The sequence below is a fragment of the Leucobacter manosquensis genome (genome assembly GCF_018304845.1).
In the GTDB taxonomy this organism is placed as follows: domain Bacteria; phylum Actinomycetota; class Actinomycetes; order Actinomycetales; family Microbacteriaceae; genus Leucobacter; species Leucobacter alluvii.
Genome location: NZ_JAFEVO010000001.1, coordinates 2,077,765 through 2,092,276 on the forward strand (window position 1 = coordinate 2,077,765; position 14,512 = coordinate 2,092,276).

At 62.9% G+C, this 14,512-nt stretch carries 11 protein-coding genes and 1 tRNA gene; 5 read left to right on the plus strand and 7 right to left on the minus strand.

The features are described from left to right. Nucleotides 1-26 precede the first annotated feature (26 nt). Both JSQ98_RS09665 and JSQ98_RS09670 read right to left on the minus strand, forming a co-directional pair. The gene (locus JSQ98_RS09665; RefSeq protein WP_211649480.1) at nt 27-1,013 is read right to left on the minus strand and encodes a sugar ABC transporter substrate-binding protein; all 987 of its coding nucleotides are present in this window, start codon (nt 1,011-1,013) and stop codon (nt 27-29) included. Nucleotides 1,014-1,074: 61 nt separating this feature from the next. After that, a complete protein-coding gene (locus JSQ98_RS09670; RefSeq protein ID WP_346728769.1) occupies nt 1,075-2,190 on the minus strand; it encodes a zinc-binding dehydrogenase in 1,116 nt (371 codons plus the stop codon). Between the two features lie 987 nt (nt 2,191-3,177). Here JSQ98_RS09670 and JSQ98_RS09675 point away from each other — a divergent pair. From JSQ98_RS09675 to JSQ98_RS15275, 3 genes are all read left to right on the plus strand, one after another. Further along, the gene (locus JSQ98_RS09675) at nt 3,178-3,603 is read left to right on the plus strand and encodes a LexA family protein (RefSeq protein WP_211650501.1); all 426 of its coding nucleotides are present in this window, start codon (nt 3,178-3,180) and stop codon (nt 3,601-3,603) included. Then, nucleotides 3,587-4,783, plus strand: a complete 1,197-nt coding sequence (locus JSQ98_RS09680; protein WP_346728770.1) for a Y-family DNA polymerase — start codon at nt 3,587-3,589, stop codon at nt 4,781-4,783. The genes JSQ98_RS09675 and JSQ98_RS09680 overlap by 17 nt, the downstream gene beginning before the upstream one ends. Nucleotides 4,784-4,941: 158 nt before the next feature. Beyond that, complete coding sequence (locus tag JSQ98_RS15275) at nt 4,942-5,076, plus strand: hypothetical protein (RefSeq protein ID WP_283242026.1); 135 nt, start codon at nt 4,942-4,944, stop codon at nt 5,074-5,076. 11 nt (nt 5,077-5,087) lie between these two features. Here the strand turns inward: JSQ98_RS15275 and JSQ98_RS09690 are convergent, their stop codons facing one another. Further along, complete coding sequence (locus JSQ98_RS09690; RefSeq protein WP_211649483.1) at nt 5,088-5,366, minus strand: ParB family protein; 279 nt, start codon at nt 5,364-5,366, stop codon at nt 5,088-5,090. Nucleotides 5,367-6,300: 934 nt separating this feature from the next. On the opposite strand from JSQ98_RS09690, the gene JSQ98_RS09695 reads away from it, so the two are divergent. Beyond that, nucleotides 6,301-7,443, plus strand: a complete 1,143-nt coding sequence (locus JSQ98_RS09695) for a tyrosine-type recombinase/integrase (RefSeq protein ID WP_211649484.1) — start codon at nt 6,301-6,303, stop codon at nt 7,441-7,443. A gap of 39 nt (nt 7,444-7,482) precedes the next feature. Here JSQ98_RS09695 and JSQ98_RS09700 read toward each other — a convergent pair. The 4 genes from JSQ98_RS09700 to JSQ98_RS09715 form a co-directional block, all read right to left on the minus strand. Then, a tRNA-Ser gene (locus JSQ98_RS09700) sits at nt 7,483-7,573 on the minus strand. 61 nt (nt 7,574-7,634) lie between these two features. After that, complete coding sequence (locus JSQ98_RS09705; protein ID WP_211649485.1) at nt 7,635-8,966, minus strand: LCP family protein; 1,332 nt, start codon at nt 8,964-8,966, stop codon at nt 7,635-7,637. Nucleotides 8,967-9,133: 167 nt separating this feature from the next. Next, entirely contained in the window at nt 9,134-10,735 is a 1,602-nt protein-coding gene (locus JSQ98_RS09710) for a hypothetical protein (RefSeq protein WP_211649487.1), read from the minus strand. Nucleotides 10,736-10,849: 114 nt separating this feature from the next. Continuing rightward, nucleotides 10,850-13,630, minus strand: coding sequence for a LuxR family transcriptional regulator (locus tag JSQ98_RS09715; RefSeq protein ID WP_211649489.1), 2,781 nt, complete (start codon nt 13,628-13,630; stop codon nt 10,850-10,852). On the opposite strand from JSQ98_RS09715, the gene JSQ98_RS09720 reads away from it, so the two are divergent. Continuing rightward, nucleotides 13,629-14,507: an exodeoxyribonuclease III gene (locus JSQ98_RS09720; protein WP_090152843.1), complete on the plus strand. Its 879-nt coding sequence runs from the start codon at nt 13,629-13,631 to the stop codon at nt 14,505-14,507. The genes JSQ98_RS09715 and JSQ98_RS09720 overlap by 2 nt on opposite strands. Nucleotides 14,508-14,512: the final 5 nt, after the last annotated feature.

The window sequence follows — 14,512 nt, forward strand, 5'->3', positions numbered from 1 at the left end:
CCGCTACGTTGGGCAGGGCGCGAGCGTTAGTCAACGTAGAATTCGTTGGCATTCGAGGCGTCAACGGGCGTCAACGGTACCGTGTTAGCTACGACCTCTCTTCCTTCAGCGGCTGCGATGAGCAATTTCACATTGCTTTCAGCGATAGGTGCTGCAGGAAGGATGAACCCACCTCGCCAGATGCTGTTGGGAATAGAAATCACATCGAGTGTTTCGTTCGTAGCGTCAGGCGCGCCAATCCAATAATTCCCATCGTCTTTAGCTACACCCGAATCGAGCAGTGACTGGTACGCACCGAGCGCATTGTCATTGTTGTTTCCGATCCAAACCGAAGTTTCAGGAACAGCGATTAGGTGGCTCTTAGCTGCACTATTGCCATCTTCGCGTGAAATTCCTGGAAGCTCCTGTACCTTCGCCTGGGGTGCCAACTCCCTCAGAGCGTCCTGGATGCCCTGAACTCGGCCATTACCGAGATCCGAAGTCTTGTCGGCGATGAGAGCAACAGGGACTGTGCTCTCCTCCGCCTTATTCTCATTGATCCATTTCGCGGCCGCAGTACCTACCATGTAGCCGTCTTCGTAAGGGTCGAACATAGTTCCTTCGAGCGCACCATCCCATAAAGTTCCGTAAGCAAGTACTGGAACACCCGCTTCCACTGCTCGAGTCGTCACGGGCACCATTGCGTCGCTCTGAACTGGAAAGCCCATGATGGCTTTCACATCACCCCGCTGAACCCACGCTTCCCAGTCAGAAACTTGCTTCTGCACGTCCCACTGTGGGTCACTGCTCAAGAGCTCATATCCGGCTTCCGCTGCTTCCTCTTCCATGAGAGCCAGGATGTCATTCCAGATGTCAATGTCCAGTCCTGCAAAGCCCATAGCGATGGCGCCATTGGTTGCTTCTGGGGCGTCATTGCCCGGTTCATTACTAGAGGCACTGCATCCGACCAGCAGTGCTGCAACGCTAAGGCTTGATGCGGCCATACCGGCCCATTTCCGAAACTGTTTCTTCACAATGTTCCTTTTCGCTAAAAAATGGGTTTCTACGTCAGTGGTTAAAGCTTTCGACTGGACTTCAGGTCATTTTGAAGTCGACGACAACACGTTTTCCCGCCGCCTTTTCAAGCCCCAAGATCGCATCAGAAATTTGCGTTTGCGGAATTCTGTCGCCGACCAACTGATCGAGGGGAAGTAACCCGGAGAGGTAGAGCCGCGCGATTTTCACAAAGTCTGCTTGGGGTCGCGAAGAACCGTAGTGGCAACCTAAAATTCTCTGACCTGAGTACACAAGAGGCCAATGGTCGATGGTAACTTTGTCGTCTTTCGCTGGCATACCTACGAGAACGGCTGCGCCGCCATACTTCAAGTACTTCATGACGTCGGCGGTAACACGAGATATACCGATGGCGTCAAATACGAAGTCCACGCCTTCACCATCAGTCAGTTCTTTAACTTTCTCGAAGCGTTGCGAACACATGCCATCGATGACATCTGTGGCACCAAGTTGAGCGGCTATTTCGAGTCGTTCCTCTGATGGATCGAGCACAATGACCTTGCTTGCCCCCGATAGTCGCAGTCCGAGCACAATCGCCTGCCCTACGCCGCCAGCGCCCACAACCACCGCAGTCTCGCCCGCCTTAACCCCGGCAGTGTTCAACACAGCACCTACACCTGTGGTAACCGCACAACCGATCAACGCCGCAATCTCGGGAGGCACTTCGTGCGGGACCTTCACTACTGCTTCACGCGGAACCACCGCGTACTCTGAAAAGGCGGACACGCCGAGATAGGGCTGCACTGGTCGGCCGTCTTTCGCAGACAACGGCGTGGTGCCGTCAGGAAGCATATGATTTACAGCATTACTTTTACTACAAAGCCAGGTTTTTCCGTCCACGCATGCACTGCAGTACCCACACGCGGCATACCAGCTCAGTATCACACGATCTCCCACGGTAAGGCCGGTAGTCCCTTCACCCAACCCGACAACTATGCCCGCACCTTCGTGCCCAAGCGCGGTCCGTTCCCAGATCGGCCATTCACCCTTCAACACATGCAAGTCAGAGTGACAGATACCAGCGGCCTCTAACTTGACAAGGACTTCGCCATGGCGAGGCGGACGTGTTTCTATAGACTGAAGATACGGTTCGCTGCCTACACCTTCAAAAAGGAGTGCGTTACCAGTCATTTGCATGATTTACCTACATCTTCCTTGGTGCAAGCTGATTCCAAATGCGTACGGGACTATGGCGAGTCCACCTAGTACGTGTGATTACACGATAGATCGACGGGCTCCAAACAGGCCTATCCAATCTGGATACCATTCAAGATAATTTAGGCCTTTATGGATATTCCCAATCTTGCGCCAGTACGCCCGAGGGTGATGTTTGCAGTGTCGGCAGGCGGCAAGCATTGGAAAGTAAGCATTGGAGCCATTCAGCCGATGCAGTTTCGACCAGTTCGACTCCAGGCACCGCAAGGCAGATTGCATCCTGCGGGTTGGGGCAGGCGTCGGGTATGCAGATCTAGATATACCCGGTGAGATCGTTGGTGACACACGACTGATCAGGGTAGGCCTCCGCAAGCGGTGTGTCCCCGATCATAGTTGTAGTGCTCAAGCCATGGCCCCAGCACATCTGTGCGTTCTTGGTTCGATGTGAAGGGGCGACGGTACGCCCATCCTTCTTGCCTTCTTGCATCGTGCGGCTGAACCGTTCGGCTTTCCCATTCTGCGATGGCGAGTGCGGCCTTGTCAGCACCTGATTCGCCCCAGCACTTCGAGTTAGTGCTGGAACTCCCACGATAACCAATATTTAAACGCGTTGTCCGTCATTACTTCTCGGATCATGACCCCGTGACCATGGAAGAACGCTGCCGCGTCCCGCTGAAACGGTGCACATGTTGCACCCTTCTCATCCGGAAGCACACGAGCGTACGCGAGATGAGAATGGTCCCAGATGGCCACATAGACCCGGTCCATCCCAGGCTTCACTGATCTGCGTTTGCCACGGTTGTGATTGATAACATCTGGCCTCTCGACACGCCAACCACCACCCGCAGCGACCGAGGGAATTGTCACCCATGATGCGAGGCGCTCGAGTATGTCCGACTCGTAATCGACGAGATAGCGGGTGATCCATCGTTGAGGTCGGTTACATGTGTTCGATGATTGTGGGGCGATATGTGGGTGGAAAATGTGCGGGTACTCAGCATTGACGCGCCTGCCATAGCGTTTCCCTTCGCCAGCGTTGAGGCGGCGTGTGGGTTCCCCTCCCCCGCTCAGGACTACGAGACCACCGAGCTTGATCGGAACGAGCACCTGATGCCGAACCGGGTCGCCACGTTCCTGATCCGCGCCCGCGGGAACAGCATGACCCATGCCGGGATCTACGACGGCGACGAGCTGATCGTGGACCGCTCGATCTCACCGGAGGACGGGCACGTCGTCGACGGCGAGATGACTGTGAAACGCCTCCGCGTCACCCCCTCCGGCGTGATCCTGTCGGCGGAGAATCGGCAGCATCCCAACATCGAGGTCGCCGAGCTGTCCAAGCTGCATATCTGGGGCGTCGTAACGAGGATCCTGCTCCGTGTCCTCCGATCGTAAGCGGATGATCGCGCTCGTGGACTGCGAATCGTTCTACGCGAGCTGTGAGCGCGTACTCGACCCCTCCCTCTATGGCCGCCCAGTAGTGGTCCTCTCCAACAACGACGGCTGCGTGGTGGCGATATCGCGCGAAGCGAAAGCGCTGCAGGTGGAGATGGACGCTCCCTGGTTCAAGATCAAAGACTGGGCAGCAAGTGCCGGCGTCGTCGCCCGCTCAAGCAATTACGAACTGTACGGCTCACTGTCGGCCCGGGTGCTGGAGATCATCGGCAGATACTCCGCCTGGCAGGAGGTGTACTCGATCGACGAGTCCTTCATCGGTCTGCACGGCACAGTTGCGGAGCTCACCGCGATCGGGCACGAGATCCGCGCCGAAGTACTCCGCTACACCGGGATCCCCGTCCGGGTCGGTATCGCCCCGTCTAAGACGCAGGCCAAGCTCGCGTCCCGGGGCGCGAAAGCCGACCTCTCACTCGGCGGCGTGTGCCACTTGGGGGCGTACTCCCCCGAATGGCTGGAACGCATTCTCGCGGGCACGAAAACGACCGACCTCTGGGGCATTGCCGGCCGCACCGGGAAGCGCCTCGCAGCGATGAGCATCTTCACCGCGAAAGATCTCCGCGATACGGACGCGAAGTGGATCAGGAAGAAATTCTCCGTCGTGATGGAGCGCACCGTGTTCGAGCTGCGGGGCATCCCGTGCATCCCGCTCGAGGAGCAGCCGCCCCAGAAAGACCAGCTGATGCTCTCGCGCTCGTTCTCTCAGCCCGTCAAGACGAGAGAGTCGATGCAGCAGATGCTGTCAATCTACGCGCAGCGCGCCAGCAGCCGGCTACGCGAGCACGGCCTGGTCGCCGGCATCGTGTCCGCGTGGGCGTCGACCAGGCCCTTCCGCGATGGCGAATTCCATACCGCCCACGTGGCCGTGGGGATGCCGACCGAGACGGATGACCCGGTGGGCCTGACGAAGGCGGCGTTCACGGTGCTCCCGAAGATTCGCCCGGGCTCTGACTACGTGCGAGCGGGCGTCGTGCTCACGGGGTTGCGAACGAAGACGAACGTCACTCCCCTGGCTTTATTCGAGCCGGAGTATGAGGGTCGACGCATCGGGGAAACGCTCGATGCGATCACTCAGAAGCTCGGCCCGCGCACGATCAGGATCGGCCGTGGCGGGCTTTAGGGCGCTCCGGTGTGGACGATGAAACGAGAGATGCTGTTTAGGCGTGCCACAACACATTGAGATGAAGTGCGTGAGGCAAGAGCATGAAGATCAGATCGAGTGATGATTTCGGGCAGGACCGTTCTCGGTTTGGTGCGGCGGCCGCGGATGAGACCCTCGTGGAACTCGAGTCACAGTATGCGGCGGGCGAGCTCGAACGGCATGCGTACTTCCTCAAGAAGCGCGCGTTGGTGCGTCAGTTCGTGAAGGCAACGACGAACCCCTCGCGCCGGCTTGGCAGCGCGGGGTTCTGACGGCCTGACAGTTAGAGTGCTGGTCTGCCACGGCGGAGGTTCTCTGCGCGCGGCTGGAGTCGTTCTCCGTTGTTGTAGGCAAGTTCGATGCGGTGAATTTCAGCTTCGAGCGCCTGCGATACGAATTGATGGAAGGTGGACACGTCTTCGTGATACGCAGCTTCCTTGTAGGCGGCCCGCGCTCGCCCTTTCAGCTCTTCGCTCACTTTCACACCGAGCTGTACCTTTTCATCGCATATCGCTTGGGGACGCCCAGGGGCGGGGACAGCTTTAGGCACGTCTTCCGCCATCGGAGTTGAGGGGAACTCGAATGCGACTGTATCGGTCGTCGCGGGTGGGGTCGGTGCGGCAGACTCTGGGGCATTCTATGGTGTACGTTCTCCGCCAGCTCAGATCGAGTTTCTCGACACTGCTGCTCAGACTCCATCCAACCGCGGGAATAGGCTCAAAACCATGTTTAGCATGAGCCGCATACCGCGGGTCCCCGTGCTGTCCATTTCGTTCTCGTGCGGATGCGCACGAAGTCGTTACGCCCGTCGGGCGGCCTCCGCAGCACCACCGCGCTCAGTACTTCGCAGCCACGCAAGTACGTCCGCTTCGACGTACAGAACTTTTCGAGGACTGGGCTTCAAATATTTCGGTCCTACTGCCTTGAAACGCAGCCCAGCCCAGTAACTGACTGTCGTGCCTGGAACTAGCTCCGTAAGCGACTTTGGAGTAAGCAGCCGTTCGCCCATCAGATCCCCCCCCTTATGCATCGTGTACGTAAAAAGTGTACATGTAGTTTTTGTTCCGATACGCTTTCCAAATGAAAATGAACAGCTTGAACGATCTCAACCTTGACGTACCATCCGACGCGTGTGTCTGTGGACCCGTTGCTACACGTGATGGGGCGATCCCGGCGGAGGACACAACGCGGGCCGCGCGCTTTGTGAAACCCGCCCTCCACATACCGCCGGCTATTACAAAAGCGCTTTACGGGATGGAGGACACGAGTCATGACCCCCAAAGGTGGCGGCGAGCCACACGAACGAGCCTTAGGCACGCTCGCGAAAGTCGATGGACTTCAGCCCTTCTCCCAAACGAGAGTGCTGCCATCATCATTTTTATGACAACGCGCGGTGAAAAGGATGGAGCTCCGATACTCAACCTGTCGCACCGTTTAGCCGAAGGGAAGCACAACCAACAAGCGTTGCACACCGCTGCAGAGCTCGGGGCTTAATCATGGGCAGCATCTCCGCGTATCAGACAGCGAAGGGCGAGAAACGTTATCGCATCATCTACCGACGTCCCGATCACAAACAAACTAGTGAGCGAGGCTTCAGGCGCAAGAGAGATGCCGAACTGCGACTCGCTGAAGTGGAGATCACAAAGGCCCGTGGCGAGTACGTCACGGCCAGTGAAGGTAGAGTCACGGTGCGCGAACTTGGCGCTACCTGGCTCGCTTCCAAGAAAGGCGTCTTGAAGCCTTCGAGCTTTGCTTCCTTGCAAGCCTCGTGGAAGAACTACGTCGAACCGAAGTGGGGTGGGCGCGCGATCGCGGACATACGTCATTCTGAGGTGCAGACGTGGGTATCCAGCATCGGCATGAGCTCTACGGTCGTCGCAAGGGCCTACGGAATTCTCGCCAGCATTCTTGATACGGCTGAGAGGGATCGACGCGTAGCGAGCAACGTGTCCCGCGGTATCTCACTTCCCCGAAAGACGCTTCACAGAAAACGCCGATACTTAACGCACCGAGAGCTCTGGCGAGTTGCTTCGGCAGCAGGCCAACACCACGCGCTCGTGCTTACGCTTGGCTATTGCGGCCTACGATGGGGCGAGCTCATTGGACTCCAAGTATCAAGCATCGATTTCAACAAGAGCCGCATCCATGTCACACGGAACGTAGTCGAGGTAGATGGCAAATTTCATGAAGGCACTCCCAAAACTCATGAGACTCGCGCGGTACCCGTTCCCGCGGAAGTGCTCGAGCGACTCAGAATCCGATGCGCGACTAAACAATCTACGGACCTCGTCTTCGATAACGGCTACGGCGGATTCATGAAGCGGGTTCGAGCCAGTAGAGGATCGAAATCGTGGTGGAAAAGCGCGTTAGACGATGCTGGAGTGGATCGGATGGTGCTCCACGACCTTCGGCACACGGCAGCTTCGCTTGCTGTGAGCGCCGGAGCTAACGTGAAAGCGGTTCAACGAATGCTCGGTCACGCGTCGGCGGCAATGACCCTCGATGTCTATTCCGACCTTTTCGATGACGACCTCGAAGCGCTCACAAAGCGCCTCGATCAAGCGATCGCTTCCCAGGATGTTGCCAATTTGTTGCCAGATCCGCGAGTACGCAAGGCCAGAACCCCCGAACTCCATTGATTTCTCGACGATGTTCGGGGGTTCTCGGTGTTGTTCAATTGGCGGAGACGGGGGGATTTGAACCCCCGGTCGAGTTAACCCCGACCCTTCATTAGCAGTGAAGTCCATTCGGCCGCTCTGGCACGTCTCCATACACGAACAACGTCATCCACTCTACCCGAACGAACGGGCGCGGTGGAAATCGATCGGGCTCAGTACGCGGTGCGACCGAGGGAGCAGACCGACTTGTCCGCCTGCACGCCGGTCACGTTGTCGGGCAGCGGAGTCTCCCCCGCGCCGCCCCCTGTCGCCGGGTCCGTCGGTTCAGCAGCCGGGTCGGCTGCCGGGTCCTCGACTGCCGGGTCCGGGATCGGCTCGCCCGTATTCGGGTCGCTCGCGGGCGCCTCTTCCGTCGCCGGAGTCTCGGCTCCCGTCTCGGGTACGGTGCCGTCGTCGGCCCCTTCGACCTCGACGCCTTCGCCGACGCCGTTCACCGCGAACGGCTGGCCGCTCTTGATGACCTCGAACAGCGCGTTGCCGCTCGTGTAGTCGGGCGTGAGTCGGCCCGACTGGTAGGGGTGGTCGAACGACGGGTACTGCACGAAGTTGATGTTCTGCAGGTCGATGTCTTTCACCGTGTTCGCGACCTGCTGCATGAACTGCACGCTCGCCATGTTCTTCGACATGGTCATGTTCTCGACCGCAGCCTTCGCGAGCCCGTACACCTTCACCGGATCGGAGAGCGTGTCGGCGCTCTTCATCTTCTGCACGAGCGCAGACATGAAGACCTGCTGGTTGCTGATGCGACTGGTATCGCCGCCGTTGCCGACGCCGTGGCGGGTGCGCAAGAACTGCAGCGCCTCGAGCCCCACGAGAGTGTTCTCACCGGCGGGAAGGTCGAGGTCGGTGTGCTCGTCGACGATCGGCTGCGCAAGGCAGACCTCGACGCCGCCGATCGCGTTCGAGACGCCGATGACGCCGTCGAACGTGATCAGCGCAGCGTTGGGAATCTCCATGCCGGTGAGTTCAGACACCGTCTCGGCGACGCAGGGCAATCCTCCGTTTGCGAGGGTCGAGTTGAGCTGCTGCTCGCTCATCGCCGAGAAGTAGTCGGGTTCGCCGTTCGGTCCGGGGCAGCTCGGAATCGGCAGCATGAGGTCTCGCGGGAAGCTGACGACCGTCGCATTCTTGTGGTCTGCTGACACATGCAGCATCATCGTGACGTCGTTGAGCTCACCCTCTTCGCCGTCGTCGATCTCCTGGCCGGCCCGTGAATCGGAGCCCACGAGCAGAATCGTCAGGGGCCCGTCGATCGTGGCATCGCCCACGCCCACAGCGGTCGACTCGTTGCCGAGCTCGACCGTGTCGATGTCTTGCACCAGGCCCCAGACGGCGTACGAGACGGTCGCGACGCCGCTGAGCACCACGACGATTGCGGTGGTGAGCAGCACGCGGAGCGCGTTGCCCCATGCGCTCGAACGACGGAGCTTGCCATGTCGCACGAACGAGTGCCGTTCGAGTGCTCCAGCAGGTTTCTGTGTCATTCAGCTTCCCAGGATCGCGCGGGCAGCGCTGATCGCGCCCGACATAACGATTCAATGTACATGGTGGCACTGGGTGTGCCCTTGGAAACTCAGCTGAGCATGCCGGTGCACGACGCACTGGAGGCATCGGGGGAGATCCCCGATGCCTCCAGTGCGTCGTGTCGCGACTACGAGCGACGAGTACGCGTCAGCGATATCATCAGCCCACTCCCGACGATCAGCGCGAGGGCTGCAGCTCCCAGCAGGGCGGCGTCACCGGACGTTCCCGTCACTGCGAGCAACGGCTGCTGCTGCGTCACGTGCATCGGCGCCGCGGGTGCGGGCTGATGCGTCATCGACGGGACGGTCGGTGGCTGGACGAGGCTCGGCTCGACCGGCACGGCCGGTGGTGCAGGCGGTGCAGGCGGTGCAGGCGGCTCCGGCGGGGTCACCGGAGTCACCGGCTCGCACCGCTCGAGGACCACGGAGCCCGAAGCGACGGTCATGCCGCCCCTCAGCAGTTCCACGGTGTAGGTTCCTGTTCCGCTGAGCGGCAGTGCGTAGCTTCCGTTTCCGTCCACCGGCACAGAGGCTGTCTCACCCGATCCGCCGCTGATCTGCAGGAGGTACCCGCCCTCGTCGGCCAGTGCTGCGCCGTCCTCCGGCGGGACGAGTCCGCTGACGATCACTGAGATCGTGCCCGGCAGCTCCGCGTCGACCTCGACGCAGGCGAGGTCCGGCACCTCGATGACAGGCTTATCTGTTCCGCGCGGGTCGGGGCACCGAGCAATGACGAAGCTCGCTGAACCGGCGACGGTGTCGCCGTTCCCGATGGTGACGGAGTAGCTGCCGACACCGCTGACGGGAACCGCGTACACGCCGTTCCCGGTCACGTCGACCGAGCTGCTCCCGTTGGCTCCACCGGTCACGGTCAGCGTCCAGCTGCCGGCTTCGGTGAGGCCGGAGACCGTGACGGCGACGGTCTCGGGCAGCGGGGCATCGATTGCGACGCAGGCAATGGGATCGATGGTGAGCACGGGCGAACCGGGATCGGGATCAGGATCGACCGGCTTGCAGCCGTTCGCCCAGATCGCTTGACCTGCTGCATCCCAGTTCTGGCCGCCGTATGACATCTCCGAGCCGTGCTCGTTGTAGGTGAACGGGGGGATGATGTCGCGGCCGCCCTGGTGACCGATGTGTCCGCTGGCCGTGCCGTTCGCGTTCACGGTGTGGGAGACGTACGGGTTCTTCTCCGAGCCGGTGGCGTGGCACAGCGTGACCTTGTTATGCGGGTTCTCGCTGCCGTTGCCGGTCTTCGTCTTGGTGTCCTCCGCTGGAGCGGGCTCGGGTGCCGCCGCGGGTGCGGCCGGCTCTGCGGCAGGTTCGACCACCGACTCTGCGGCAGGTTCGACCACGGGTTCCACCACCGGCTCGACGACCGGCTCAACGACCGGCTCAACGACGGGCTCGACCACCGGCTCAACGACCGGCTCCACCGCCGGCTCAACGACGGGCTCCACCACCGGCTCGACCACCGGCTCGACCACCGGCTCTGGAACGGGTGCCGCGGCGGGCTGCGCGATCTGTGGTTCCGGCTCCGTCACCGCGCCGGCATCGGCGGCGGAAACCTCGACGGTGCCGTCGGCCGGGGAGAGCGGTTCTGCCGCGACGGCAGCGCCGATACCGGGGCCGAGCGTCAGCGCAACGGCGCCGACGAGAGCAATCAACCAGCGACTGCGTTGCAGACGGGGTGCGGCTCCATCGCCGTTGCCCCGAATCGATGTATGCATGATTCGTCTCGCTTCTCAGGTGCGCATGGCACTTGAGAATTCCCCCGGGCCGCGCGACTTCGGTCAACCTGATCGCAGGCTACGTGCGCGATTTCCGGGGCGGATCCGGGGGAATTACGTACTTTTCGCGGGCGCCATCACGGAGCGATTCCGTGCCACCCACTCGCGCAGTTCATCGCGGTTCTCGACCCCGATCTTGCCGAAGGCGTGCGAGAGATGCGTCTCGACTGTGCGGGCGGAGATGGAGAGTCGCTCGGCGATGAATCGGCTCGAGTATCCGAGCGCTGCGAGCAGCACGACTTCGCGTTCGCGGGGGGTCAACCCACCGGCTGGGGGGAGCGGAAGCCAGACTCCGAGATCTGCGAGCAACCGGATCTCGGGTTCATCCTGCCCGGCGGATTGCTGCCCGGCAGCGGTGCCCGCTCGTGAGCGAACACCGCCTCCGGCCGCTGATCCGGCCCCGTCCGCGCGAGCGAGCCGCTGCATGTGGGAGACGAGCGCCGCCCCGAGGGGACCATCGACACGGGACGCCAGGTGCCGCACATGCGCGAGTTCATCGGATGTCGCACTGCGGGACTCGAATGCGCGCGCGTGCCGCGCGAGCAGTTCGATGTACGGCAGGTGCTCCTGCGCAGCCCACTCGGCGATGTCGGCCGCGCCGGTGACCGCGTTCGGATCCCGCAGCCATTGTCGGGCGCGGAGCGCGAGCATCCGTCGGTGTCCGCTGAGCGCCAGCGCGACCCCGCGTTCCGGCGACTCCGATGCGGCGAGCGCGCGCAGTGCGGGGTCGCGTTCCCCCAGCACCGCGAGAGCCAGCGCGATGGCGGCCTGAACAAGCGGCGCGAGGGAGTACGGGTCGCTCGCGCCGAGGCGATCCGCCAGTCGATCACCGCTCGCGGCCGCCTCGGTCCATCGCCCCTCCTGCACCGCGAGCAGCATCGCTCCGACCTCGACGAGCCCGGAGTAGTGCGCTTCCGCGTGCGCATCTGCCGACGCTTGACCGGAGAGCTCCTCGTACACGCGCCGCGCGCTCTCGCGGCTGCCGCTGACCCAGTAGCCCAGCAAGGTGCAAAAACCGTGGATGTCGACCAGATCGCTCCGAGAACGAGGCCCGAGGCGGCTCAGCGCCTGCGCATGCTCGGCGCTCGCCACGGCGTCCTCGAACGCGCCGCGCTGCTCCAGGATGAGGGAGGCCATCGCACGACCGGGAGATCTGGCCCACTCGATGCCGAGATCCGGCGAGAGTTCGAGCGGCGGGCATGCGTCCGCCGCCTCGCGCAGTCGGCCGGTGTAGGCGAGCACGTGCACGCGGGTGCTCCCGAGCATCGCCATGGCGGCGTCGTTCGACGCTCGCACTTCGAGCGCGTCGAGATCGCGGAGCACGGCGTCCAGATCGCCGCCGTCTCTCACCCGTTCCCGTGCGACGGTGGTCGCGAGCCCGATCTCCAGCGTCGCGGGCATCTCATCGCGGCGCTGGGCGTCGTCGAGCAGTTCCTCGATGCGGTCGAGCGTGCCGCGGCGGGAGGGTTCGTCGCCGAGCAGCCGAGCGATGCGCACGGCTCGAAGCGCAGCGCTTCCGGCCTGCGCCCCGTCGGCATCCGTGTGCGCGGCGATGACGCGCGCGAGACGCAGCAGCAGACGCGGGTCGCCGCCCGTGGCCATGGATTCGAATGCTCGCCAGATCCAGGCGAACGGCACGTTCCGGCCCGCGGCCGTGCCGAACACGACGAGCCGGATGAGTCGCTCGGTGTCGAGCACCGGGTCGACGCCAGCGCGATCCTCATCGAGCAGGACGAAGATGCGGTCGTCGAGTTCGATGCGCCGCACCGGCGATATGCCTGCCCGCAACGATGCGGCGAGCAATGGATGCCCGAGCGTGAGCGAGGGGGTGCCCGAGCGCGACTGCGTGACGACGAGGCCGCGTTCGAAGAGCGCCGTGAGCGCGCCCGCATCGACGCTGCGCAGCAGCGCCGTCTCGATGATGGGCTCCGCCTGCGCGACGAACTCCAGCGCCCGCCATTCCTCGTCGGTGCACGAGTCGGCGAGCAGGTGGGCGTACTCCCCCGTCACGACGTCGTGCAGCCGTGCCGCCCACGCCGTGCCGTGGCTGCGGCGGAGCTCCCCGCTCCGGTCTGCGGCGAGCGCGAGCACCGCGAGCGCGTACCCGTTGCCGCCCGAGACCGTGTGCCACCGGCGGAGCGTATCGGGGTCGATGCGGTCGACGCCGAGCATGGTGCAGAGAAACAGAGCGCTCTCTTCGAGGTCGAGGGGTCCGACGGTGAGGCGACGCACCTGCGGCCCGCTGCCCACGCGCTCGATCGCACTCGACAGCTGACGCGCGGTGGCGATGATGCGCAACGCGCGGGTGCGCGCGAGTTCGGTGAGGATGCGCAGATCCTGCGGGGAGTACTCGTCGATGTCAGGAGCGACGAGGATCACGGGCGCCGCCGGATCCGCGCGCCCGATGGTGGCGCGCACCTCTTCGACTCGGTCGGCGGGCGAGGCGTCTCCGAGCGCGTGCTCCCCCGCAGACTGAGACGCATCCGCGGCGAAAACGGAGGCGATGCCGCTCGCAGGGCGCGGGGGCCGCGGCAGCACGTGCACCGAGACAACGCCCGGATGCTCGTGGGCGAGCGCCAGCGCGGCCTGTTCCGCGAGGTATCCCTTGCCGTTCCCCGCTTCTCCGAGCAGCAGCGTGACCGAACCCTCGGCGCGCGCGGTCTCGACGACGTCTCGGAGCCTGCGTCGTGGAACCGCGATGCGCTCCCGACCGGACCGCCCTGCCCCCGCGCCGCCATGACGCTCCCTCCGCGCCCCGAATCCTCGCGGGCCTTGCCCAGAGTCTGACTCGGGAAGCGGAGTTGCGCAAGCGCCCAGCGGTAGGCTGATTCGCATGCGCATCGCCACCTGGAACGTCAATTCGATCCGCACTCGTTTCGGCCGCGTCGTCGACTGGCTCGTGCGAGAAGACATCGACGTGCTGGCGATGCAGGAGATCAAGTGCCGCCCCGAGCAGTTTCCGATCGCCGCGTTCGAGCAGGCCGGCTACTCGGTCGAGATCCACGGGCTCAACCAGTGGAACGGCGTGGCGATCGCGAGCCGTCACGAGATGACGGACGTGGCGCGAGAGTTCGACGGAATGCCCGGGTTCGGCAAGCCGGTGAAGGGCCAGGAGGCCGTGCAGGGCTTCGGCCCGAACGAGCTGCCGCACGAGGCCCGTGCGCTGGGCGTCACGGTGGGCGACCTGCGCCTGTGGAGTCTCTACGTGCCCAACGGCCGCTCGCTCGACGATCCGCACTTCGCCTACAAGCTGGCGTGGCTCGAGGCGCTCCGCGAAGACACGCGCGCCTGGCTCGATGAGGATCCGCAGCTGCCGCTCGCACTCATGGGCGATTGGAACATCGCGCCGCTCGAGACGGACATGGCCGATCCCTCGTTCCGTCCGGGAGCCTCCACGCACGTCTCCCCGGAGGAGCGCTCCATGTTCGCCTCCTTCGAAACGCTCCTCACCGACGTCGTGCGCCCGATCGTGCCGGAGGGCTACACCTTCTGGGACTATCAGGCCGGCAAGTTCCCGAAGAACCAGGGCATGCGCATCGACTTCATCATGGGATCGCCCGCGTTCGCCGACGCCGTGACCGGCGCGTCGATCGAACGCGACGAACGCAAGGGCGATGCGCCCAGCGACCACGTTCCGGTCGTCTGCGACATCGACGTCGATCTGCTCGGCGGCACCTTCGACGACGACGACGACCGCCCGATGGTGTTCTGACGCGT

Coding starts and splice junctions, on each gene's coding strand:
- JSQ98_RS09695 (WP_211649484.1), top strand. CDS start 6,301: ATGGGCAGCATCTCCGCGTATCAGACAGCGAAGGGCGAGAAACGTTAT.
- JSQ98_RS09705 (WP_211649485.1), bottom strand. CDS start 8,966: ATGACACAGAAACCTGCTGGAGCACTCGAACGGCACTCGTTCGTGCGA.
- JSQ98_RS09690 (WP_211649483.1), bottom strand. CDS start 5,366: ATGGCGGAAGACGTGCCTAAAGCTGTCCCCGCCCCTGGGCGTCCCCAA.
- JSQ98_RS09710 (WP_211649487.1), bottom strand. CDS start 10,735: ATGCATACATCGATTCGGGGCAACGGCGATGGAGCCGCACCCCGTCTG.
- JSQ98_RS09675 (WP_211650501.1), top strand. CDS start 3,178: ATGTGGGTGGAAAATGTGCGGGTACTCAGCATTGACGCGCCTGCCATA.
- JSQ98_RS09715 (WP_211649489.1), bottom strand. CDS start 13,630: ATGCGAATCAGCCTACCGCTGGGCGCTTGCGCAACTCCGCTTCCCGAG.
- JSQ98_RS09670 (WP_346728769.1), bottom strand. CDS start 2,190: ATGCAAATGACTGGTAACGCACTCCTTTTTGAAGGTGTAGGCAGCGAA.
- JSQ98_RS09720 (WP_090152843.1), top strand. CDS start 13,629: ATGCGCATCGCCACCTGGAACGTCAATTCGATCCGCACTCGTTTCGGC.